Origin of the sequence: Aeromicrobium sp. Root495 (assembly GCF_001426755.1) — a bacterium.
GTDB lineage: Bacteria > Actinomycetota > Actinomycetes > Propionibacteriales > Nocardioidaceae > Aeromicrobium.
In genome coordinates this window covers 2,076,980-2,098,384 of record NZ_LMFJ01000001.1, presented here as the reverse complement: position 1 = coordinate 2,098,384, position 21,405 = coordinate 2,076,980, and the positions used below count along the sequence as shown (strand labels likewise).

General features: G+C 71.1%; 24 protein-coding genes. 16 read left to right on the top strand and 8 right to left on the bottom strand.

Annotated elements, in window-relative coordinates:
* The first annotated feature begins 42 nt into the window (after window positions 1-42).
* The 8 genes from ASD11_RS10470 to ASD11_RS10435 all read left to right on the top strand — a co-directional run bounded on the left by ASD11_RS10470 (window position 43) and on the right by ASD11_RS10435 (window position 7,243).
* On the top strand, window positions 43-1,236 hold the full coding sequence (locus ASD11_RS10470) for an acyl-CoA dehydrogenase family protein (protein WP_056286790.1): 1,194 nt from the start codon (window positions 43-45) through the stop codon (window positions 1,234-1,236).
* The gene (locus tag ASD11_RS10465; protein WP_056286787.1) at window positions 1,236-2,129 is read left to right on the top strand and encodes an alpha/beta hydrolase; all 894 of its coding nucleotides are present in this window, start codon (window positions 1,236-1,238) and stop codon (window positions 2,127-2,129) included. The genes ASD11_RS10470 and ASD11_RS10465 overlap by 1 nt, the downstream gene beginning before the upstream one ends.
* Window positions 2,130-2,196: 67 nt before the next feature.
* Window positions 2,197-2,700 (top strand): general stress protein, encoded by a 504-nt coding sequence (locus ASD11_RS10460; protein ID WP_056286785.1) that lies wholly within the window; start codon window positions 2,197-2,199, stop codon window positions 2,698-2,700.
* A 69-nt stretch (window positions 2,701-2,769) separates the two neighbouring features.
* Window positions 2,770-3,804: a MaoC family dehydratase gene (locus ASD11_RS10455; protein ID WP_056286781.1), complete on the top strand. Its 1,035-nt coding sequence runs from the start codon at window positions 2,770-2,772 to the stop codon at window positions 3,802-3,804.
* Complete coding sequence (locus ASD11_RS10450) at window positions 3,801-4,373, top strand: histidine phosphatase family protein (RefSeq protein ID WP_056288737.1); 573 nt, start codon at window positions 3,801-3,803, stop codon at window positions 4,371-4,373. Before ASD11_RS10455 ends, ASD11_RS10450 begins: the two co-directional genes overlap by 4 nt.
* A gap of 51 nt (window positions 4,374-4,424) precedes the next feature.
* Window positions 4,425-5,201 (top strand): hypothetical protein, encoded by a 777-nt coding sequence (locus ASD11_RS10445; protein ID WP_056286778.1) that lies wholly within the window; start codon window positions 4,425-4,427, stop codon window positions 5,199-5,201.
* A gap of 27 nt (window positions 5,202-5,228) precedes the next feature.
* Entirely contained in the window at window positions 5,229-6,056 is an 828-nt protein-coding gene (locus tag ASD11_RS10440) for a PHP domain-containing protein (RefSeq protein ID WP_056286774.1), read from the top strand.
* Window positions 6,057-6,112: 56 nt separating this feature from the next.
* Entirely contained in the window at window positions 6,113-7,243 is a 1,131-nt protein-coding gene (locus ASD11_RS10435) for a hypothetical protein (RefSeq protein ID WP_156464681.1), read from the top strand.
* Between the two features lie 18 nt (window positions 7,244-7,261).
* On the opposite strand, the gene ASD11_RS10430 is transcribed toward ASD11_RS10435, so the two are convergent.
* Entirely contained in the window at window positions 7,262-8,329 is a 1,068-nt protein-coding gene (locus tag ASD11_RS10430; RefSeq protein ID WP_056286771.1) for a glycosyltransferase family 4 protein, read from the bottom strand.
* A 2-nt stretch (window positions 8,330-8,331) separates the two neighbouring features.
* On the bottom strand, window positions 8,332-8,997 hold the full coding sequence (locus ASD11_RS10425; RefSeq protein WP_056286770.1) for a class I SAM-dependent methyltransferase: 666 nt from the start codon (window positions 8,995-8,997) through the stop codon (window positions 8,332-8,334).
* A 204-nt stretch (window positions 8,998-9,201) separates the two neighbouring features.
* Between ASD11_RS10425 and ASD11_RS10420 the strand changes: the two genes are divergently transcribed.
* From ASD11_RS10420 to ASD11_RS10410, 3 genes are all read left to right on the top strand, one after another.
* Window positions 9,202-10,248: a GDP-mannose 4,6-dehydratase gene (locus ASD11_RS10420; RefSeq protein WP_162246475.1), complete on the top strand. Its 1,047-nt coding sequence runs from the start codon at window positions 9,202-9,204 to the stop codon at window positions 10,246-10,248.
* A 143-nt stretch (window positions 10,249-10,391) separates the two neighbouring features.
* Window positions 10,392-11,219: an FkbM family methyltransferase gene (locus ASD11_RS10415; protein ID WP_082554284.1), complete on the top strand. Its 828-nt coding sequence runs from the start codon at window positions 10,392-10,394 to the stop codon at window positions 11,217-11,219.
* Between the two features lie 21 nt (window positions 11,220-11,240).
* On the top strand, window positions 11,241-12,470 hold the full coding sequence (locus ASD11_RS10410; protein ID WP_056286763.1) for a glycosyltransferase family 61 protein: 1,230 nt from the start codon (window positions 11,241-11,243) through the stop codon (window positions 12,468-12,470).
* Window positions 12,471-12,487: 17 nt separating this feature from the next.
* On the opposite strand, the gene ASD11_RS10405 is transcribed toward ASD11_RS10410, so the two are convergent.
* On the bottom strand, window positions 12,488-13,321 hold the full coding sequence (locus ASD11_RS10405) for an alpha/beta fold hydrolase (RefSeq protein WP_056286760.1): 834 nt from the start codon (window positions 13,319-13,321) through the stop codon (window positions 12,488-12,490).
* The gene (locus tag ASD11_RS10400; RefSeq protein ID WP_056288735.1) at window positions 13,318-14,073 is read right to left on the bottom strand and encodes an SDR family NAD(P)-dependent oxidoreductase; all 756 of its coding nucleotides are present in this window, start codon (window positions 14,071-14,073) and stop codon (window positions 13,318-13,320) included. The genes ASD11_RS10405 and ASD11_RS10400 overlap by 4 nt, the downstream gene beginning before the upstream one ends.
* Before the next feature lie 44 nt (window positions 14,074-14,117).
* Between ASD11_RS10400 and ASD11_RS10395 the strand changes: the two genes are divergently transcribed.
* Together ASD11_RS10395 and ASD11_RS10390 are read left to right on the top strand one after the other, a co-directional pair.
* Entirely contained in the window at window positions 14,118-14,873 is a 756-nt protein-coding gene (locus ASD11_RS10395) for a ParA family protein (RefSeq protein ID WP_056286758.1), read from the top strand.
* Window positions 14,874-14,924: 51 nt separating this feature from the next.
* Window positions 14,925-15,587 (top strand): L,D-transpeptidase, encoded by a 663-nt coding sequence (locus ASD11_RS10390; protein ID WP_056286754.1) that lies wholly within the window; start codon window positions 14,925-14,927, stop codon window positions 15,585-15,587.
* Window positions 15,588-15,661: 74 nt separating this feature from the next.
* Here the strand turns inward: ASD11_RS10390 and ASD11_RS10385 are convergent, their stop codons facing one another.
* Entirely contained in the window at window positions 15,662-17,137 is a 1,476-nt protein-coding gene (locus tag ASD11_RS10385) for a DEAD/DEAH box helicase (protein WP_056286753.1), read from the bottom strand.
* A 53-nt stretch (window positions 17,138-17,190) separates the two neighbouring features.
* Between ASD11_RS10385 and ASD11_RS10380 the strand changes: the two genes are divergently transcribed.
* Complete coding sequence (locus tag ASD11_RS10380) at window positions 17,191-17,889, top strand: ferritin-like fold-containing protein (protein WP_056286750.1); 699 nt, start codon at window positions 17,191-17,193, stop codon at window positions 17,887-17,889.
* Between the two features lie 82 nt (window positions 17,890-17,971).
* Here the strand turns inward: ASD11_RS10380 and ASD11_RS10375 are convergent, their stop codons facing one another.
* From ASD11_RS10375 to ASD11_RS10365, 3 genes are read right to left on the bottom strand one after another with little or no spacing between them, the layout of a single operon-like run.
* Window positions 17,972-18,208 (bottom strand): DUF3107 domain-containing protein, encoded by a 237-nt coding sequence (locus ASD11_RS10375; RefSeq protein WP_056286747.1) that lies wholly within the window; start codon window positions 18,206-18,208, stop codon window positions 17,972-17,974.
* Window positions 18,209-18,210: 2 nt separating this feature from the next.
* Window positions 18,211-18,864 (bottom strand): TetR/AcrR family transcriptional regulator, encoded by a 654-nt coding sequence (locus tag ASD11_RS10370; protein ID WP_056286744.1) that lies wholly within the window; start codon window positions 18,862-18,864, stop codon window positions 18,211-18,213.
* A gap of 54 nt (window positions 18,865-18,918) precedes the next feature.
* Entirely contained in the window at window positions 18,919-19,731 is an 813-nt protein-coding gene (locus tag ASD11_RS10365; RefSeq protein WP_200940118.1) for a class I SAM-dependent methyltransferase, read from the bottom strand.
* A gap of 193 nt (window positions 19,732-19,924) precedes the next feature.
* Here ASD11_RS10365 and moeZ point away from each other — a divergent pair, with 193 nt between their 5' ends.
* Together moeZ and ASD11_RS10355 are read left to right on the top strand one after the other, a co-directional pair.
* Entirely contained in the window at window positions 19,925-21,097 is a 1,173-nt protein-coding gene (moeZ, locus tag ASD11_RS10360; protein ID WP_056286741.1) for an adenylyltransferase/sulfurtransferase MoeZ, read from the top strand.
* 9 nt (window positions 21,098-21,106) lie between these two features.
* Window positions 21,107-21,400, top strand: coding sequence for an MGMT family protein (locus tag ASD11_RS10355; protein ID WP_056286737.1), 294 nt, complete (start codon window positions 21,107-21,109; stop codon window positions 21,398-21,400).
* Window positions 21,401-21,405 lie beyond the last annotated feature (5 nt).

The window sequence follows — 21,405 nt, the reverse complement described above, 5'->3', positions numbered from 1 at the left end:
GGCCCGGCGCCGCCACCGGCGGCCTCGACGCAAGGAGCATTGATGGGACGTCTTGCCAGCACCGAGGGCCTCAACGAGGAGCAGACCGAGATCCTCAAGGTCATCCGAGAGTTCGTGGACGAGAAGATCATCCCGGTAGCGCAGGAGCTCGAGCACAACGACGAGTACCCCACCGAGATCATCGAGGGCCTCAAGGAGCTCGGCGTCTTCGGCCTGACCATCCCCGAGGAGTTCGGTGGGCTGGGCGAGTCCCTCCTCACCTACGCGCTCGTCGTCGAGGAGATCGCTCGCGGCTGGATGAGCGTCTCCGGCGTCATCAACACGCACTTCATCGTCGCCTACCTGCTGATGCAGCACGGCACCGACGAGCAGAAGCAGAAGTACCTGCCCAAGATGGCCGCCGGCGAGGTCCGCGGCGCCTTCTCGATGTCCGAGCCCGGACTGGGCTCCGACGTGGCCGCCATCTCCACGAAGGCCACCAAGAAGGACGACGGCAGCTACTCCATCACCGGCCAGAAGATGTGGCTGACCAACGGCGGCACGTCCACGCTCGTCGCGGTGCTGTGCAAGACCGACGAGGGTGCCGAGTCGGTCTACAAGAACATGACGACGTTCCTGGTGGAGAAGGAGCCGGGCTTCGGTGAGACCGCCCAGGGCGTCACCGTGCCCGGCAAGCTCGCCAAGATGGGCTACAAGGGCGTCGAGACCACCGAGCTCATCCTCGAGGACCACCAGATCTCCGCCGACCAGGTCCTGGGCGGCAAGCCCGGCCAGGGCTTCTTCCAGATGATGGACGGCGTCGAGGTCGGTCGCGTCAACGTCGCCGCCCGCGCGTGTGGCCTGGCCATCCGCGGCTTCGAGCTGGCCATCGCCTACGCCCAGCAGCGCAAGACCTTCGGCAAGCAGATCGCCGACCACCAGGCCGTGCTGTTCCGTCTCGCCGACATGGCCACCAAGGTCGAGACCATCCACACCATGATGGTCCGCGCGGCGCGCCTCAAGGACACCGGCAAGCGGCTCGACGTCGAGGCCGGCATGGCCAAGATGCTCGCCTCCGAGTACGCCAACGAGGTCGTCGAGGACTCCTTCCGGATCCACGGCGGCTACGGCTACTCCAAGGAGTACGAGATCGAGCGCCTCATGCGCGAGGTCAAGTTCATGCTCATCGGCGAGGGCACGTCCGACATCCAGAAGATGATCATCGGACGCGCGCTCCTCAAGGACTACAAGCTCTGATGACCGGTCGCGAGGACGTCTCCTTCGTCTCCGGCGGCACGACGTGCCGGGCCTGGCTCTACCGACCGGCCGCACCGGCGGGGGACGTCCCCGTGATCGTCATGGCGCACGGCCTCGGCGGGGTGCGCGAGATGCGTCTCGACGCCTTCGCCGAGCGCTTCGCGGCGGCGGGCTACGCCTGCCTCGTGTTCGACTACCGGCACTTCGGCGCCAGCGACGGCGAGCCGCGCCAGCTCCTGAGCGTGCGACGCCAGCGCCAGGACTGGAAGGCGGCGGTCGCGTTCGCCCGCGGGCTTCGCGACGTCGACGCCGAGCGTGTGGTGCTGTGGGGGTCCTCCTTCTCCGGCGGTCACGTCATCGCCATCGGGGCCGACGACCACCGGGTGGCCGCGGTCGTGTCGCAGTGTCCGTTCACCGACGGTCTCTCGTCCACGCTGGCCGTCCCGCCCCTCACGTCGCTGCGCCTCACGGTGCGCGCCGTGGTCGACCTCGTCGGCTCGTGGTTCGGGCGCAAGCCCCTGCTCGTCCCTCTGGCGGCGGAGCCCGGAGGACTCGGGCTGATGTCGGCGCCGGACGCGCTGCCGGGGTACGTGGGGCTGGTGCAGGAGGGGTCCACCTTCCGCAACGAGGCGTCCGCCCGGACCGCGCTCGGCATCGTCAGCTCCTACCCGGGTCGGCGCGCCAAGGCCCTGGCGGCCCCGGCGTTCTTCGTCGTGTGCGACACCGACACCGTCGCCCCCGCCAAGGCGACGCTGCGGCACGTCGCCAAGGCCCCGCGCGGTGAGGTGCTGAAGTACCCCGCCGGCCACTTCGACATCTACCGGGGCGAGCACTTCGAGCAGGTCGTCTCCGCCGAGACGGAGTTCCTCCAGCGGGTCGTGCCGGTCGCCTGAGGGCGGTGAGCCGTCCCGGGCGCCGGGACGGCGGCCCGCCCCGGGGTGCCGTGGCTACGCTGGAGGCATGCCTCCCGTGAACACCCGCACCTCCGGTCTCTTCGAGCTCGAGTTCCCCCAGTCCCTCGGGGTCTTCGACGACTACGCCTCGGCGCAGAAGGCCGTCGACTTCCTGTCCGACGAGCAGTTCCCGGTGCAGAACGTGCTGATCGTCGGCACCGACCTGAAGCAGGTCGAGCGCGTGACCGGCCGCCTCACCACCGGCCGCGTCGCTGCCGCCGGCGCCGCGTCCGGAGCCTGGTTCGGACTGTTCGTGGGGCTGCTCATCGGAGCGTTCTCCAACGAGGGATCGTGGATCGCCACCGTCCTCGGCGGACTCGGCTTCGGGCTCGTCTTCGGCACCGTGTGGGCCCTCATGGGCTACGCCGCCACGCGTGGCCAGCGCGACTTCAGCTCGGTCACCAAGGTCGTGGCCACCAAGTACGAGGTGCTCGTGGAGCACAAGTTCCGTGCCCAGGGCCTGCAGCTCCTCGCCAGGCTCCCCGGCGCGCAGGCCAACCCCTTCGCCTGACCCCCGAGCGGGGGACGGGCTGCGGTCCGGAATGATGGGCGCGCACCCGCCCGCCTCCCGAGGAGACGCATGAGCAAGACGAACGCCGGAAACTTCTTCGAGGACTTCTCGGTCGGGCAGGTGATCGAGCACGCCACGCCGCGCACCATCACCGAGGGCGACCGCGCTCTCTACGGAGCGATCTACCCCACCCGGTTCTCCATCCCTTCCTCGTCGCAGTTCGCGGCGTCCGTCGGTCTGGACCCGCACCCCGTCGAGGAGCTCATCGCCTTCCACGTCGCGTTCGGCAAGACCGTTCCCGACGTGTCCCTCAACGCCGTCGCGAACCTCGGCTACGCCGAGCTGCGGTTCCACCGCCCGGTTCTGCCCGGCGACACGCTGAGCACGCGGTCCGAGGTCATCGGCCTCAAGCAGAACTCCAACGGCAGGAGCGGCGTCGTGTACGTGCGTTCCACCGCCACCGACCAGCACGGTGAGGTCGCGATCGACTGGGTCCGCTGGGTCATGGTGCACAAGCGGGACCAGTCGCTGCCGGCGCCCGAGACGGTCGTGCCCGACCTCGCGCCCGCCGTCGAGCCGGCTGCCCTCGTGATCCCCGAGGGCCTGGACTTCACCGGCTACGACGTCGTGGCCGCCGGAGAGCCGCACCGCTTCGACGACTACGCCGTGGGCGAGAAGATCGACCACGTCGACGGCGTCACCCTCACGGACTCCGAGCACGCCCTGGCCACGCGGTTGTGGCAGAACACTGCCAAGGTCCACTTCAACGCCGAGGCCCGCCCCGACGGCAACCGCCTCGTCTACGGCGGCCACATCATCTCCCTGGCGCGCGCGCTGTCGTTCAACGGGCTGGCCAATGCGCAGCTGGTGGCCGCCGTGAACGCGGGCTCGCACGCGGCACCCGCGTTCGCCGGAGACACGATCTACGCCTGGTCGGAGGTGCTCGACAAGGCCGAGACCTCGGCACCCGGTGTGGGCGCCCTGCGGCTGCGACTCGTGGCCACGAAGGGCCGCGACGAGACCATGACCCTGCGCGGCGAGGACGGGAAGTACGCCGCAGGCGTCCTGCTCGACCTCGACCTGTGGGTCCTGGTGCCGCGTTGACCGCTCGGCTGTTCCTCGTCCGTCACGGTGAGACGGAGTGGAGCCGTGCGGGCAAGCACACCTCCACGACGGACCTGCCGCTGACGGCGGACGGCGAGCGCAGTGCCCTGGCGCTCAAGGAGGTCCTGGCGCGCGAGACCTTCGAGCACGTCCTGACGAGTCCTCGGGTCCGGGCCCGGCGCACCGCCGAGCTGGCCGGGTTCCCGGACGCCGAGGTGGAGCCCGACCTGGCCGAGTGGGCCTACGGCGACTACGAGGGCGTCACGACGCCCGAGATCCGCGAGACGGTGCCGGGCTGGACCATCTGGACCCACCCCACCCCCAACGGCGAGACGTCGGACCAGGTGGCGGCTCGCCTCGACCGGGTCGTGGCGGCAGCGCGCTCGCGCGACGGCGACACGCTCGTCTTCGCGCACGGCCACAGCCTGCGCGTGCTCGTGGCCCGCTGGCTCGGCCTCGAGGTCCAGGAGGGCCGACACTTCCTGCTCGACACCGCCACGCTGTCCCGTCTGGGCGACGACCGCGGGCAGTCGGTCGTCGAGGAGTGGAACGTGCCGGCGCGTCCCTGACTCCGCGCGACCTGCAGCGACATGCGGGCAGGTCTCTGCCAGAGTGGCCGCATGCGATCCTCGGGGAACTGGTCACGTCCGCTGCTGCCCGCGCTCCTCGCGGTCCTCGCCCTGACGCTGACAGCGTGCGGCTCCTCGGGCGAGAAGGGCGACGAGCCGGCGGCGAAGGCCTCCAAGACGACCAGCTCGCCGAAGGCACCGGCCGAGCTGACGGAGCAGTCCCTGGCCGACGCGCTTCCGGACGACGACTACTTCCCGAAGGGCAGCCTCGTCACGGTGCGGTGCCCGGGCGACGCCCCGTGCGACACCCCTCCGTACCAGGCCACCGCGGCCCTCGTCGTGAGCCCCAAGCTCCCGGCCGGGGCACAGGCGGACACGTCGGGCCTGGACGAGCGGGCCAAGTACCGCGTCGCGGGCGGCGAGTGGGACGAGGAGATCAAGCTGCGCGCCTGGCTCTACTCCACGGACGCCGAGCCGGCCGCGTACATCCAGCAGTACAGCGGTGAGCTCGAGAAGCTGGGCCGGACGGTCGACGTCGCACCGAAGAAGACCGACAACGGCTACAACTACGGGTCGCGGGGCACCCGGGAGTACAAGCCCCTCACGATCAACGGCTGGAAGGGCTTCTACCAGGTCCAGCGCGTCACCTACATCCACCTCGGCGGCCGGCAGACCGAGCCGCGGTTCGTCGTCTACGCAGCGCTCGCCAAGGGCAAGGTGTACACGCGGGTCGACACGTCCAACACCGTGCAGGGCCGGGACCAGGCGGATGCGGTGAGGGCGGTCACCGACCTGCTCGAGGACTACACTGCTCGCATCGACGGCTGACGTCCAGGCGTGTCCTAGCCTGATCCCGTGCGTATCGACCTCCACACCCACTCCAACCGCTCGGACGGCACCGACAGCCCGGCCCAGCTGGTCCGCAACGCTCGCGAGGTGGCGGGTCTCGACGTCGTGGCGCTCACCGACCACGACGCCACCACGGGCTGGGACGAGGCGGCCGCCGAGGCGGACCGGGTGGGGATCCGGCTCGTGCGCGGCATCGAGATCTCCACGACCTTCCAGGGTGAGAGCGTCCACCTGCTGGGCTATGAGCTCGACCCGACCGATGCGGCGCTCACCGCCGAGCTGGACCGCGTGCTGGGCGGTCGCGACGACCGCCTGCCGCGGGTGCTCGAGAAGCTGGCCGAGCACGGCATGCCCATCACGCTCGAGGAGGTCGCCGCACAGTCCGGGAACGCCGCTGCGTCGGGTCGTCCGCACATCGCCGACGCCATGGTGGCCAAGGGATACATCAAGGATCGCGACGAGGCGTTCGACGGCTGGCTCAACACGAACGGCCGGGCGTACGTCGAGCGGTACTCGGCTCCGCTCGTGCGCGCGGTCCAGCTGGTCAAGGCGGCCGGCGGGCGCGCGGTGGTGGCTCACCCGTGGTCGCGGGGGAGCGACCGCGTGCTCACGCCCGCGGTCTTCGGCCAGCTGCAGGAGGCCGGCCTCGACGGCATCGAGGTCGACCACAACGACCACTCCGACGCCACGCGCGCCACGCTGCGCGGCATCGCGCAGGAGCTGGGGCTCGTCGTCACCGGGTCGTCGGACTACCACGGCACCGGCAAGAGCGAGCAGTTCCGCCTCGGCGCCAACCTCACCGCGCCCGAGGAGCTCGAGCGCCTCCTCGGCTGACCCCGCTCCGCGCGAGGACCCATGACGAGGGCCGCCCGTCTGCCAGGATGTCCGGCGTGACGGAACGATGGCTCGCTGCGGCGACGGTCCTGCTGGTGCTGGCGGGGTGCTCGGTCTCCGACGCCGACGAGCAGGAGTCCTGGGACTCCCTCGACGTCGCTGCGGTCACCCGCGACAGCGTCGCCGCGGTGTACCTGATCGATCCCGACGTCAAGAACGCCGACCAGCAGAGGGGCGGCTCCATCGCGTTCCTCGACGCGCAGGGCGACGTCACGACGCTGCAGACGGGCTGGGCCGACAACGGCAGGATCGCCATGAGCGCGAGCGGTGACGTCGCGTGGGCCTCGGAGGACGACTCCTTCCTGCTGCGCGGCGAGAACCGCTATCGACATCGGCACGGCGGGGTGATGTACACCGAGGCGATGTCGATCGTCGACGGTCGGGTGGTGCAGGTCCTCGACGACGTCGAGACCACCGACGACGGCCGGACCTGGACGCGGAGCTCGCTCCCTGCCACCGGTCAGGTCGGGCTGGACGGCACGGCGGTCCTCGGTGCGAGCGACTGGGGACCCCCGGGGACGCCGCGGCGCACGCTGTGGTCGGTGGTACCGGGTGGGAGCCCGCGGAAGGTCGCGACGTGGAAGACCGCGGGAGACCCGACGGGTGAGCGGCTCTCGATGGTGAGCCGCCTGTTCGCCTCCGCCGGGCGTGCCTGGTTCCTGGAGGACGTGCGGACGTCGGACGGCTCGCGGCTGAGCCTCGCGAGCGTCGACCTGAGGACGGGGAAGTACCGCAGCACCGTGGTGCGGCGGTGGGCCGCCTCCTCCCAGTCCGAGGCCCCTCGCGGGGGAAACCACCCAGCGGGCTTCTACCAGCGGGGCCACCTCCACGAGGGTCGCCTCTTCTTCGTCGACGGCACGGGCCACGTCTGCGGAGCGAGCCTCGAGACCGCCAGGCTCTCCTGCGCGCCTCGTGTCCTCCCGGACCCTTCCGACACCGACGAGGACGCCGGGGTCGAGACGACGTGGTCCGGCGGCGAGCTGGTCATGCTCACGACGGGCGGCAGCCCTGCTCTGGAGAGGTTCGACATCGTCACGGGGAAGCGGACGAGCCGCATCGACGTGCCGGGGCTGCAGGAGTTCCTCGACGCCGAGCAGCGGAACGTGGCGTCCCTCGCGGTCCGCTAGCCGGACCGTCCGACGCCCTCAGGCGCGGAGGTCGGCGATGCGCCAGGCCAGCTGCTCGTGCATGTTCTGGGCCCACCCGGCGGACGAGAGCCGGGAGCCGAGGTGGCGGCTGACGTCCGACATCGCGCCGAGGCGCTCGGGTCCGGCGCCCGAGATCCGGCTCATGGCCGCGGCGAGCCGGCCCGCGTCGTCGCTCGGCACGGTCCAGCCGTTCTGGCCGTCCTGGACGAAGAACGGGGCGGCGCCGACCTGGTAGGTCGTCACGATGGGCAGTCCGCTGAGCGCCGCCTCGTGGAGCACGACGCCATAGGGGTCGATGCGTGAGGGGAGCACGAGGCACGACGACGTGCGCAGCAGCTCGGCCAGCTCGGCGGGCTGCTGGAAGCCCAGCATCCGTACCCCCTCCAGCCCGTCGTAGTGCGGAGCCATCTCTCCGAGCCCGGCGACGTCGAGGTCCCACGGCTCGGGCGTCGACTCGCGGTAGGTGCGGTACGCCGCGGCCAGCACGTCGGCGCCCTTGTGGTGCACGAGGCGCAGAGCGGCGACGAACCGGCGTCGACCGGCGATCTCCTCGCCCGTCCGGGGCTCCGACCCGAACACCGAGGTGTCGGCGCTGAGGGAGCCGCGGATGACCTCCCCCTCGTCGAAGCCGAGCCGCCGGGCGAAGAACTCGGTGCGGTCGCTGGGCACCATGACGGCCTCGAAGATCGAGCGCACCCACCACGGTGCGACGGCGCGGCCGATCCACTGCTTCGGGACGTTGCGCCAGACGTTGTCCATCCACAGCACGCGCAGGGTCCCGGCCGGCACGGCCTTCATGGCCTCGCGGTAGGGGCCGTAGTGCCAGGAGTGCATCAGCACCGCGTCGGGGGCGAACTCGGTCAGGAGCCGGGTGATCTCGCCGTCCGCCGGCGCGCCGCGCCAGACGTGCGAGCGGGCGTACTCGTCGACGGTATGGCTCTCGTAGGCGGTGTCGGCGACGTCGCCCTCGGTCACGACGAGCAGCTCGACGCCACGGGCGGCGAGCTCGCGGCAGGCCGCGTCGTTGAAGCCGGCCCAGCCGGAGGCGAGGATCGCGACGCGCATCGTCAGCGGACGGCCTCGACGGCCATCTGTGCGCCACCCTCGGCCGCGCGCAGGTCGAGCCCGGCCAGCTCGGCGTGGGGGCTCTCGTTCAGCTCACGCCGCGAGACGTCGGTGAAGCCGGCCCGGCGGAGCTCGGCCTCGAGGGTCTCGTAGTCGTAGACGTAGCCCATCCAGTGCTCGAACGACGCGATCGGGATGCGGACCCAGTCGAGCGGGTGCTCCACGGTCAGGCCGCTCTCCTCGTACACGGCGGCCTCGGGATCGCCCTTGGGCGCCTTGCCGGAGAGGTAGCGGTCCACGTGGGCCCGGAGGTCGGGGGTCACGAACCGGATGGCGCCGCCGGGCTGGAGGCAGCGGTAGGCCTCGGCGAACAGGGTGCGGGCCGGCTCGAGCGGGATGTGCTCGATGACGTTGTCGGAGTAGATGTACGAGACCGAGGCATCCTCGAGCGGCCACGTCGCGGTGGCGTCGAGGTAGTGCTTGGTGAACGGGCCGACGTTGGTGACGAACCACCCGGCGCGAGGAGCGTTGCCGCCGATCTCGAGCTTGAGCGGCCGCGGCTGGGTCTCCAGCTCGCGGAGCGCACGACGTCGGGCGATCGGGGTGTTGGCGGCGAGCACGACAGGGCGCGCGACGGGCTTGACGAGGGCGCGGAGGCGGGAGTTCACGCGCAAACCCTAGCCCGCCGTGACGCCGATCGTCACGACATCGCGCCGGTCGTGCGCAGGAACACCCGCCCTGGCGCGGGACGACGGCCCGGGAGGCCCTCGCACGGGGTGTCCGACACGCCCGGCCTGCTGCAGCGTGACGCTTTCGTGACGATCGGCCCGTCACGCTGGCAGGAGTCGCTCGTTGTTGAGACCATGCGTCCTGTGTCGTCCTCCGCCTCCGCGCCTGCCGCCGTCGTGCCCTCGGCCGACGCGCCGGTCGCGCTCGTCACGGGCGTGGCCGGGCAGGACGGCATGTACGTGTCGCGCCTGTTGATGGAACGCGGCTGGCGGGTCGTCGGCACCATCCGGCCCGGGTCGCGCAGCGTCGACCGGATGAGGGCCTACATCGGGGGCGTCGAGATCGTCGAGCACGACCAGCGCGACGTGGAGGGCTTCGCGGCCCTGCTGCGGCGCCACCGCCCCCGCTCGATCTACAACCTCGCCGGCTTCAGCGCGGTGCAGGCGAGCTGGCAGGCCGCGACCGAGGTCATGATGACCAACAGCGTGGCGGTCGTGGAGATGCTCGAGGAGGTCGTGCGCTTCCGAGACGAGGTCGGCTTCGCGCCGCGGTTCCTCCAGGCCTCGAGCGCGGAGATGTTCGGCCCGGAGACGGTCGGCCGGCTGACGGAGGGCATCGCGCACGACCCGCGCACGCCCTACGCGGTCTCCAAGAGCGCCGCGCACTACGCGGTCAACGCGTACCGCGACCGCCACGAGGTCTTCGGCTGCGGCATGATCCTGTTCAACCACGAGAGCCCGTTCCGCGGACGTCAGTTCGTGGCGGGGCGCATCGCGCGGCTCGCGGCGGAGGTCTCGCTGGGTCGTGACGCCCGCATCACGCTGGGCTCCCTCGACGTGGAGCGCGACTGGGGCTCGGCGAGCGACGTGGCCACCGCCCTCGTCGCCGCCCTCGACCACGAGGCGCCCGCGGACTACGTCGTGGCCACGGGGGAGAGCCGCACGCTGCGCGACATGCTGCAGGTGGCCTTCGCGGCGGTCGGTCGCGACGACGCGCTCGACCACGTCGACCTGCAGCCCTCCATGTGGAGCACCATCCAGGCCTCGAGCCTGCTCGGCGACGCCGGCCGGGCGAGGGAACGGCTCGGTTGGCAGCCGATGGTGGACTTCGAGACCCTGGTCAAGGACATGGTCCAGACCGACCTGCGTCGCCTGGCGACCGGGGTGGAGGAGTCGGCCGACTACCTCTGACGACCTTCGCCGTGACGGGCCGCACGAGTTCTGCGTGTCGCCTCCAGCAGCGATCGAGATCGATATACTTCGACCCGGCGTGCGAGCTCTCGTGACGCCCTTCCCGCGGCTTCGTCCGCGACTGATCTGTGAGGTGTGGGGACATGGCGAGAGGCACGCAGCTGGTTGCGCGTCGGGTGCGACAGACCGTGGGGAGCTTCTCCAACGGCGTGGGCGTGCTCAGCGCCATCGCTCGTCACGCGGTGACAGGCAGCCCGGCGGAGATCGAGTACAAGATCAAGGACGGCGTCAACGTCGTCATCCCCAACGAGCCAGGCGCCCGCGTGCCGGTCTACGAGATCCTGGTCGAGGACGAGTACCGCCTCGACTGGCTCACCGAGGACCTTCGTGCCGATGCCAACGTGCTCGACATCGGCGCCCACGTGGGCTGCTTCTCCGTCGCCGCCGCGCACCTCCTGCCGCAGGCTCGCGTCGACGCCTACGAGGCCTCGCCCACGACGTCGGGCTACCTGACGCGCAACATCGAGCTCAACGGCCAGACCGCTCGGGTCCACGGCAACAACCTCGCCGTCCGCGCCGAGGCCGGCACGCTCGAGATCGCCGATTACGGTGCCGCGAGCGGCCACAACGGCGTGCTGCACCTCGACGAGGAGGACGTCCCGCGCGTCTCGGTCCCCGCGGTCTCCATGCGTGAGGCCCTCACGGTGAGCGGCCGCTCGGCCGACATCGTCAAGATCGACACCGAGGGCGGCGAGTACGACATGGTGCTCGGCTCCGACCCGGCCGACTGGGCCGACGTGAGCAAGGTCGTGCTCGAGTACCACAACCTGCCGGGCCACTCCTGGGCCGAGCTGGAGGACTTCTTCGGCCGCGCCGGGCTCACCGTCGTCGACCGCAAGCCCTACGCCGACAACCTCGGCCTGGCCTGGTTGTCGCGCGGTGGGACGACCGGTCCCGCTCCCCGTCCGTGACACGGCGGCGCTGACGCCTTCGTGAGCAAGCTGCCACCGCGGCTGCAGCCGCTCTGGCCCTACGCCAAGCGCGCCCACCGCATCCTGACGTTCGCCGTCGGCCTCGTCGCGCGTCGGTTCCGTCCGTTCCTGGGTGAGCGGGCGGTGCCGCGGGGCGCCGTGACGGCGGTCGAGGGCTGGTCCCAGGTCGCCGACTCCGGCGTGGTCGTGCACGGGCTGGTCCCCGAGGCCCCGCTGGTGCGGGAGCCACCTGCCGGCGAGCCCGCGGGGCACTGGGTCTTCGCGCGGGCCGACCGCGCCGTGGTGCCGCCGTCGTTCTGCCTCGAGATCGCCGACGGCACCGTGGTGGGCGACACGGGCGCCGTCATCAGCCGTTCGGGGCTGCTCGACGCCACCACCAGCCCGTACTTCGGCACGCCCACGTGGCGTGAGCACCCGCTGTACCTCAAGGGGCGGCTGCCGCAGGTGACGCGCGTCGAGGGCGACCTCCTCGTGCTCGCGACCCGGGGAAGCGCCAACTACTACCACTTCCTCACCGACGTCCTGCCGCGCCTGGGCGTCTACGCCGACTCGGTCCCCGGCGCCGAGGAGGCACCGACGATCCTGGTGCCGCTGGCGCGCGGCTGGCAGCGCACGCTCCTCGAGATCGCGGGCTACGGCCATCTCCCCGTGGTGGAGGACGGACCCGACGTCGCGGTGCGGGCCGACCGGTTGTTCGTCCCGTCGATCCCCAACGTGCTCGAGATCGCTCCCCAGCCGGTCGTGGACTGGGTGCGGCAGCACCTGCGCCCGAGCCCCGCCGCCGACCCACGGCCGCGTCGCCTCTACGTCACGCGCGGCACGCAGCCCAACAGCCGCCGCGTCGTCCGCGAGGACGAGCTCTGGGAGCTCCTCGAGGCCCGTGGGTTCGAGAAGGTCGAGCCCGGCGGGCTCTCTCCGCAGGAGCAGATCGACGTCTTCTCCGCGGCCGAGATCATCGTCGGCCCCCACGGAGCGGCCCTGACCAACGTGCTCTTCGCGCCGGCCGGCGTCACGGTCCTCGAGCTCTTCACGGCCTCGTACGTCAACCAGTGCTACTGGTCGATCACCCGGTGCATCCCGGGCGCCCGGTACGAGTACCTCGTCGACGGCGACGTCTCCCGGTACGGCCCCGGCTCGCCCATGAACGCGATCCTGGCCGACATCGAGATCGATCCCGCCCGAGTCGTGGCCGCCGTCGACCGGCTGCTCGCGGAGCGCGACCGCGCCTGAGGAATCCGCGTCCTGCGTCAGTGCGACACGAGGAACGGGAGCCAGGCCTCGGCGAGACCTTCGGGGTTCTCGACGCCGGGGGAGTGCGCTGCGTCGAGGAGCACGACGGAGGTGCCGAGACGTTGGGCCATGCGGTCCTGCTCGTCGTGGGGCCAGGCGTCGTCGCGCTCGCCGCGGGCGACCCACGTGGGCAGGCCGACCGACGCCACGGCGTCGACCCGGTCGGGCGCGTCGACGAGCAACTGGGTGATGGCACGGATCGAGGCCCGGGCGTTGTTGGTGAAGCGCTCGGCGAGGAAGGCCTCGATGCCGGGCGGGTACGCACCGAGGGCGTCACCCTGGCGCGCCTCGTGGATCTCGAGCATCGGCCGGTCCTCGTCGAACGCCTCGACCATCCGGACCAGCGGCCGGACGGGGGAGTCGCCGAGCGCGCCGGGCCCGGTGCACAGCAGGCTCAGGGTGCGCCACGCCGAGGGATCGGCCAGGACGGCCCACTGGGCCACGAGCCCGCCGAACGAGTGCCCGAGCAGGTGTGCCGGGGTCGAGGAGACCGCGCGGCCCACGGCCACCGCGTCGGCACCGAAGCCGTGGAGGGAGTAGTCGTCGTGGTCGGTCCCGGGCGTCTCGTGCTGGCCCCTCTGGTCGTAGGCCGTGGCGTCGAGGCCCGCGGCGGCGAGGAGAGGGAGGACCTGCGTCATGTCCTCCTTGCTGCCGGTCCAGCCGGGCACGAGGAGCACGTGGCCGCGCGGCTCGGCCACGCGGACGGTGTGGGCGGCGAAGGAGCCGCGCGAGGTGTCGACGGCGGTCGGCACCACGCCGTCGGGCAGGGCCAGGGTGGTGGGCGTGCTCATCGACCGCGCTTGGCGACCCGAGCGACGAGCGGGGCGGGGGCGTAGCGCGAGATGGTGCTCAGCACCTTGTAGCGCTTGCTGGGGATGGAGAGTCGCTTGCCCTTCGCGAGGTCGGAGAGGGCGTCGCGCACGAGCCGGTCGGACTTCAGCCACATCCAGCGGGGGACGCCCGAGACGTCCATCTCGCCGCGCTGGTGGAACTCGGTGCGCACGAAGCCCGGGCACAGGGCCATGACGCGCACGCCCGCGTCGGCGTAGTGGATGTCGGCCCACTGGGAGAGGTTGACGAGCCACGCCTTGTGGGCCGAGTAGGCACCACGGGGCGTGAACGCGGCGACGCTGGCCACGTTGATGACCTGCCCGTGCCCGCGTCCGCTCATGACCTTGATGGCGGTGTCCATGAGATGCATCGGGGCGCGCACGAGGAGGTCGAGCTGACGGTCCTCGTCGGCGATGTCGGTGGTGCCGAACCAGCCGGCGAGGGAGGCGCCGGCGTTGTTGACGAGCAGGTCGACGGGCTTGGCGGTGCTGGCGAGGGCGTTCTCGACACGGCTCACCGCCTCGGGGTCGGTGAGGTCGGCCACGACCACCTCGACGTCGATGCCGTGCTCGGCGGAGAGCTCGGCGGAGATGGCCTCCAGGCGCTGCTCGTCGCGGGCCACGAGCACCAGGTCGTGGCCTTGTGCGGCCAACGCGCGGGCGAAGGAGTGGCCGATGCCTGCAGTGGGTCCGGTGATCAGGGCGCGCGTCATGGTCGCCAGCATGCCACGGGTCGGAACGATGGCATGATGGCCCCGTGACGACGACGATCAGTGTGGTGAACCAGAAGGGCGGCGTGGGCAAGACGACCACGGTGGCCTCCCTCGGCGCGGCGCTGACGGAGCGTTCGCAGCGCGTGCTCCTCGTCGACCTCGACCCCCAGGGCGGACTCACGTTCTCGCTCGGCATCGACCCCGAGGACGTCGACGTCACGGTCGGCGAGGTCCTGCTCGGCAAGGCCAAGCCCGACGACGCCATCGTGGTCACCGACGACGGCATGCACCTGCTGCCGAGCAACATCACGGTCACCCAGGCCGAGGAGGCGCTCGTCAACCGCACGGGCCGCGAGCAGCGGCTCCGGGTCGCGCTCGACAAGGTGGCCGACGACTACGACTGGATCCTCATCGACTGCCCGCCCACGCTCGGCGTGCTCACGGTGGGTGCCCTCTCGGCGTCCCAGAAGGTGCTCATCCCACTGCAGGCCGAGACGCTCGCGCACCGCAGCGTGGGCCAGCTGCTCGACACCGTCCACGACGTCAAGCAGTTCATCAACTCCGAGCTCGAGATCTGGGGGGTGCTCCCCACGATGTACGACGGGCGCACCAACCACGCCCGCGCCGTCCTCGAGGCCATCCAGGAGACGTACGACCTCCCGGTGCTGGAGCCGGCCATCCCCAAGTCGATCCGGTTCGCCGAGGCCCCGGCCATCGGTCGCAGCATCCTCGGGACGAGCCGCACCCACAAGGGTGCCGACGCGTACCGTCAGCTGGCCGCCGGACTCCTCGGCGACTGACCGACGTCGCCGGGTCCCTGACAGACCAGCGCCGCTCGGTAGACTCGACCCGTGGCACCCCGCACCCGTCCTTCGCACCGCCAGGTCCGCGCCAACCGGCGCCGGGCCGGCGCACTGGCGGGCGCGTTCGCGCTGACCCTCGTCATCGGGTCGGTCGCGCTCGTCGGCCAGGTACGCGGCGGCGCTGCCGACGCCAGCGTCTCCGGCACCTCCGCGCTGGAGTCCGTGCGGCTCGAGGCCCAGACGCAGGCCGTCGCCACGGCCGTCGCCGACCGTGCGCTGCAGGCCGAGGTGGCCAAGGCCGCCACCGCCCTGCCCGAGGGCTCGGGCGACGGGCGTCGGATCGTGTTCTCGGAGTCCAAGCAGCGCGTGTGGCTCATCGGTGACTCCGGCAAGGTCGAGCGCACCTACCTCGCCTCGGGGAGCAGGTACGACAACCTCGATCCCGGCACGTACGCCGTCCAGTCCCGCACCGAGCAGGCCACGGCGTTCGACTACTCCGGCACCATGAAGTGGTTCGTGCGCTTCACCCAGGGCAAGAACGCCCCCATCGGGTTCCACTCGGTGCCGCGCGACAACGACGGTGTCCTCGAGCAGACCAAGGCCCAGCTGGGCACCCCGCTCTCGTCGGGGTGCGTGCGGCAGTGGCCCGACGACGCCAAGGCGCTGTGGGACTTCGCTCCGGTGGGGACCAAGGTCGTCGTCACGGCCTGACCCGCGGTCGGGCACAGAAAAAGGCCTCGGCAGGCTCTGTCTGCTGAGCCTGCCGAAGCCTCCGTGTCTGGTGCCTACTCGGCGGGCTTGACCGTCTCGCCGCTGCGCGTGCGGCTGCGACGACGGCGGTTGCGGCTCTTGCTCGCGCCGCCCTCGCCGTTTTCGGAGGCCTTGACCGCCTCGCCCTGCGGTCGGTCGCCGCCGGAGCGACGCTCGGCTCCACCCTGGCGCTCGCCACCGGAACGGCGCTCGCCGTTGCGCTGGCCGCCCCCACTGCGCTGACCGCCGGAGCGGCCACCGCCCTGGCCCTCGCGAGGCTTGTCCTCCTTGGGCGACGGCGGCTTCAGGCGACCCTTGACGTTGCGGTCGATGCCGAGGTCGTGGAAGAGGTGCTCGGAGGTGGAGTACGTCTCCTGCGGCTCGTCGAACGGCAGGTCGAGCTCCTTGTTGATGAGCTTCCAGCGCTGCAGGTCGGCCCAGTCGACGAACGTGACCGCGATGCCCGAGGCGCCGGCGCGACCCGTGCGGCCGATGCGGTGCACGTAGGTCTTGTGGTCCTCGGGGCAGTTGTAGTTGATGACGTGCGTGATGCCGGCGACGTCGATGCCGCGGGCCGCGACGTCGGTGGCCACGAGGATGTTGATCTTGCCGTCGCGGAAGCGCTGGAGCGCCTTCTCGCGGGCCGTCTGCGCCATGTCGCCGTGCAGCGGCGACGCGGGGAAGCCACGGTCGGCGAGGTCGTCGGCCACGCGCTGAGCGGTGCGCTTGGTGCGCGTGAAGACGATGACGCGTCCGACGTCGTCGGCCTGCAGGATGCGGGCCACGACCTCGGGCTTGTCCATGTCGTGGGCCTGCCACACGAACTGCGCCGTGGTGGGCACCATCTGGGTGTCCTCGTGGGACTCCGCCCGAATGTTCATGGGGTGGCTCATGTGCTTGCGCGCGAGGCTCACGATGGCGCCCGGCATGGTGGCCGAGAAGAGCAGCGTCTGGCGCGAGTCGGGCGTCTTGGACAGGATGGACTCGACGTCGGGCAGGAAGCCCAGGTCGAGCATCTCGTCGGCCTCGTCGAGCACGACGGACTTCACCTGCGACAGGTCGAGCGCACCGCGGTTGGCGAGGTCGAGCACGCGGCCGGGGGTGCCCACCACGATCTCGACGCCGGTGGACAGCGCCTCGAGCTGCGGCTCGTAGGGCACGCCGCCGTAGATCACGAGGTTGCGGGTGCCGCTGTTGGCCGACGCCGTCTGGATGTCGCGGAAGACCTGGATCGTGAGCTCACGCGTGGGCGTGATGATGAGGGCCTGCGGCTTTCCGGGGCGTGCCATCTCCTGGAACGCCGGGTCGTGCGGCGCGACGGTGCGCTGGATGACGGGGATCGCGAAGGCGAAGGTCTTTCCCGTCCCGGTGCGCGCCTGGCCGATGAGGTCGGTGCCTGCGAGGGCGACCGACAGCGTCATCTCCTGGATGGGAAAGGGTTCGGTGATGCCGACGGACTCGAGCGCGTCGGCGATCTCAGGCTGCACGCCGAGATCTCTGAAGGTAGTCATTGGGGGTCAGTCTATCCGCAGGGCCACCGGGATCCCGCGCTACGCTGCGCGACATGGCCGATGACGCAGCTCGCACCCCCTCCGCGCTCGACGACCCGACGTACCGGACGGGCATCGTCGAGCTGCTCGGCGTGCTCGCCTACGGCGAGGTCACGGCCTGCTACCGGCTCGTCGAGGACGCCATGATGGCGCCCGACCTGAGGTCTTCGGTGGAGGTCGGTGAGATGGCCAACGCGGAGTTCGACCACTTCGTGAAGCTGCGCGACCGGCTCGTGGAGCTGGGGGAGGACCCCTTCGAGGCCATGGAGCCGTTCCGGCGCACCTTCGACGACTTCCACGCCAAGACCCGGCCGGCCGACTTCCTCGAGGGACTCGTCAAGGCGTATGTGGGCGACGGCCTCGCCGCCGACTTCTACCGCGAGGTCTCGGCGTACCTGGACCCCGACACCCGCACGCTCGTCGTGGAGACCATGAGCGGCACCGGCCACTCCGACTTCGTGGTCGACGCGGTGCGCTCGGCCATCGTGGCCGACCACCGCGTGGGTGGGCGGCTCGCGCTCTGGGGCCGGCGGCTCATGGGCGAGGCCCTCAGCCAGGCGCAGCGCCTCGTGGCCGAGCGCGACGCCCTGAGCGCCGTGCTGGTGGGCGGCGTCGACCACCCCGGCATGGATCTCACCGCCATCGGGCGCATGTTCACGCGCATCACCGAGGCCCACACCGAGCGCATGGAGCGCCTCGGCCTCGCGGCCTGAGCCAGGACGACGAAGGACGACGCCCCGAGGTGGCCGCGGCCACCTCGATGCGTCGTCCTGCGTGCCGTCCGGCTGCTGCTGGTCAGCTCTTGCTGGGGACGAGCCCGAAACCGACCTTGCGGCCCGCGTCGGCGGTGAAGTACAGGTAGGCGACCTTGTCGGCCGGGACCGCGACGGTGCGGCCCTTGTCGTCGGTGAGGCTGAAGACGACCTCGTCCTTGATGGACTGCTGGAGCTGCTCGAGCACCGTGTCGGGCTCGGCGTCGGTCTCGACGGACAGCTCACGGGCGGCGTTCTGCACGCCGATCTTGACCTCCATGGTCACTCTTCTCCTTGGTTCGTGTCGTGCTGGGGCTGGTCTTCTCGCGGGAACCCGCCGATGCCCCGCCAGGCCAGGTTACCGACCAGGCGGGTGGCGTCGTCCTTGCTGAGCGAGGAGGCCGACGTGAGCCAGTTGCGGGCCCCGAAGTGGCCCATGCCCACGAGGCCCAGGGCGAGGAGGTGGGCCGCCTCGGTGGGCAGGCCGGTGTCCTCGCCGATGACCTCGGCGATCGCGGCGGCGGACTCGTTGATGACCCGGTCGACCTGCTCACGGACGGTGGGGTCGTTGGTGAGGTCGGACTCGAAGACGAGGCGGAAGGCCGCACCCTCGTCGGCGACGTAGGCGAACCACAGGTCCATCACCGCGCCGACCCGTCGGCGGTTGTCCGACGTGGAGGACAGCGCCTCGCGGACGCCGGTGACGATGGTCTCGCACGAGGTCTCGATGAGCGCCAGGTAGAGGTCGAGCTTGCCGGGGAAGTGCTGGTACACGACGGGCTTGGAGACGCCGGCGCGCTCGGCGATCTCGTCCATGGAGGCGGCGTGGTAGCCCTGCTCCACGAACACCTCGAGGGCCACCTCCAGCAGCTGGGCCCGACGAGCGCTGCGCGGGAGTCGGCCGGGACGCTGCCGCTGGGGAAGGGTGTCGCTCACCTGGTCAGCCTAGTCGGCGCCGACGACGGCGCGCGGGGCGCCGTGCCCAGGCCGTCAGGCGTGGCGGCCCGTGGCCGCGACGCCGAACTCGCTCGGCGGGTCGAGACGTTGGAACATGCGCTGGAAGACCGGGCTCTGGGTGGACCAGTAGGTGAACAGGTCGACGTCGTCGAACAGCGGTCGCAGGGCGGTCTCGACGGCCAGCTCGTCGACCCCGTCGCGCACGACGTGGTACTCCACGAGGTCGGAGGCCTCCGTCTCGGACCACTGTCCGCGCAGGCGGCGCCACCGCGTGGCGAGACCGCGTCGGACCTCGCCCTGGGCGAGTCGCCACACGAAGTAGGTGCCGCGGTCGAGGACCCGGGTCACCCACGAGCGCCGCGGGTAGTAGGTGGGGTCCTGGACGCAGTAGAACCAGCCGTCGGTGGCCACCATGGTGGCGAGCCGCTCGACGAAGGAGACGTAGTCGGGGATGTGGTGCAGGAGCGCGATGCAGGTGACGGCGTCGAACGTCCGGTCCAGGTCGAAGACGGACTCGCCCGTGGTGTCGTGGAAGACCTCCACGGTCTCGACGTCCTTGTAGCGGGCGGTGAGCAGCTCGGCGCTCGCCTCGCTCACCTCGGTGACGGTGACGCGGGCGCCCGCGGCCACGAGCGTGTCGGTGAAGGTGCCGTGCCCCGCGCCGATCTCGAGGACGTGGCAGGAGCCCGTGCGCTCGATGGTGTCGCGCACCAGACGGTCGAGCCGGTGCTCCACCATGTGCCGCAGCCGGTCGTGCCGCAGGTGCGGCGAGCCCTTCACGTAGTCGTGCCCCACGCCGTGGGAGGTGTCCTGCGATGCGACGACCTGCGAGCGTTCCAGTGCCATGGCGGCTCCGTCCGAGTGGAGTGATTCCGGACACCGTAGCGGGCGCGGGCGGGGGGCCGCTGGACGACGCGGGGATGAGGGGTGTCCGCGCAGTGAACAGCCTCGGCCGGGTTCCGCGGGTCCGGGGAACAATGGGAGGCAGCAGTGGCGTTGTGATCGGTACACGCCTGACCCGACTTCCGAGGAGAACACCGTGGTCGCCCCCCTGGTTGAACCCGCCGACGAGCTGACGATCGACGAGGTCCGTCGCTACAGCCGGCACCTCATCATCCCCGACGTCGGCATGACCGGCCAGAAGCGCCTGAAGAACGCCAAGGTCCTCGTGATCGGCGCCGGCGGCCTCGGCTCGCCCGCGTTGCTGTACCTCGCCGCGGCCGGCGTGGGCACGCTGGGCATCATCGACGACGACGTCGTCGACGAGTCCAACCTGCAGCGCCAGATCATCCACGGCCAGTCCGACATCGACAAGCCCAAGGCCGAGTCGGCCGCGGCGTCGGTGGCCGAGACCAACCCGTACGTCAAGACGATCGTGCACAACGAGCGTCTCGACAACGACAACGTGCTGGAGATCTTCAGCCAGTACGACCTCATCGTCGACGGCACCGACAACTTCGCCACGCGCTACCTCGTCAACGATGCCGCCGTGATCCTCGGCAAGCCCTACGTCTGGGGCTCCATCTACCGCTTCGAGGGCCAGGTCAGCGTCTTCTGGGCCCAGGAGGGCCCGCAGTACCGCGACCTCTACCCCGAGCCGCCGCCGCCGGGCATGGTCCCGTCGTGCGCCGAGGGCGGAGTGCTGGGCGTGCTGTGCGCGTCCATCGGCTCGATCATGGTCACCGAGGCCATCAAGCTCATCACCGGCATCGGCGACCCGCTCATCGGCCGCCTCATGGTCTACGACGCACTCGAGATGCGGTACTCCACGCTCAAGATCCGTCGTGATCCCGAGGGTGTGCTGCCCACGGAGCTGCTGGGCGACTACGAGGCCTTCTGCGGCGCCATCAGCGAGGAGGCCGCCGACGCGGCTGCCGACTCCACCATCTCGGTGGCCACGCTCGACCACTGGCTCAAGGAGCGTGCCGACGGTGGCCGCGACTTCGTCCTGGTCGACGTCCGCGAGCCCAACGAGTACGAGATCAACAAGATCCCCGGCTCGGTGCTCATCCCCAAGGGCGACGTCCTCAACGGCAAGGCCTTCGACCAGCTGCCGCAGGACAAGCAGGTCGTGCTGCACTGCAAGTCGGGCGTCCGCTCGGCCGAGGCGCTCGCGGTCCTCAAGGGCGCCGGCTACACCGACGCCGTGCACGTCGGTGGCGGCGTGGTGGCCTGGGTCAACCAGATTGACCCCAGCCAGCCCACGTACTGAGCCGGCCCCATGAGCGACTTCGGGGAACGGGTGCTCGACGTCGTCGAGACCGTTCCCCGGGGTCGCGTCGTCACGTACGGGCTCATCGCCGACCTGCTCGGCGAGGGCGGTCCGCGCCAGGTCGGCCGGGTGATGGCCACGGACGGGCCGGCCGTCACGTGGTGGCGGGTGGTGCGCGCGAACGGCACGCTGCCGCCGCACCTCATGACCGACGCGCAGCTGCACTGGCGCGAGGAGCGCACCCCCGTCGTGCGGGGCCACGTCGACCTGCGTCGGGCGCTCTGGAACCCGCGCGACCCGTGATGTCC

Bases quoted from the DNA above. Each gene is read 5' to 3' on its own strand.
- ASD11_RS10470 (WP_056286790.1), top strand. From the start codon at position 43: ATGGGACGTCTTGCCAGCACCGAGGGCCTCAACGAGGAGCAGACCGAG.
- ASD11_RS10465 (WP_056286787.1), top strand. From the start codon at position 1,236: ATGACCGGTCGCGAGGACGTCTCCTTCGTCTCCGGCGGCACGACGTGC.
- ASD11_RS10460 (WP_056286785.1), top strand. From the start codon at position 2,197: ATGCCTCCCGTGAACACCCGCACCTCCGGTCTCTTCGAGCTCGAGTTC.
- ASD11_RS10455 (WP_056286781.1), top strand. From the start codon at position 2,770: ATGAGCAAGACGAACGCCGGAAACTTCTTCGAGGACTTCTCGGTCGGG.
- ASD11_RS10445 (WP_056286778.1), top strand. From the start codon at position 4,425: ATGCGATCCTCGGGGAACTGGTCACGTCCGCTGCTGCCCGCGCTCCTC.
- ASD11_RS10430 (WP_056286771.1), bottom strand. From the start codon at position 8,329: ATGCGCGTCGCGATCCTCGCCTCCGGCTGGGCCGGCTTCAACGACGCG.
- ASD11_RS10415 (WP_082554284.1), top strand. From the start codon at position 10,392: ATGGCGAGAGGCACGCAGCTGGTTGCGCGTCGGGTGCGACAGACCGTG.
- ASD11_RS10405 (WP_056286760.1), bottom strand. From the start codon at position 13,321: ATGAGCACGCCCACCACCCTGGCCCTGCCCGACGGCGTGGTGCCGACC.
- ASD11_RS10400 (WP_056288735.1), bottom strand. From the start codon at position 14,073: ATGACGCGCGCCCTGATCACCGGACCCACTGCAGGCATCGGCCACTCC.
- ASD11_RS10385 (WP_056286753.1), bottom strand. From the start codon at position 17,137: ATGACTACCTTCAGAGATCTCGGCGTGCAGCCTGAGATCGCCGACGCG.
- ASD11_RS10380 (WP_056286750.1), top strand. From the start codon at position 17,191: ATGGCCGATGACGCAGCTCGCACCCCCTCCGCGCTCGACGACCCGACG.
- ASD11_RS10375 (WP_056286747.1), bottom strand. From the start codon at position 18,208: ATGGAGGTCAAGATCGGCGTGCAGAACGCCGCCCGTGAGCTGTCCGTC.
- ASD11_RS10365 (WP_200940118.1), bottom strand. From the start codon at position 19,731: ATGGCACTGGAACGCTCGCAGGTCGTCGCATCGCAGGACACCTCCCAC.
- ASD11_RS10355 (WP_056286737.1), top strand. From the start codon at position 21,107: ATGAGCGACTTCGGGGAACGGGTGCTCGACGTCGTCGAGACCGTTCCC.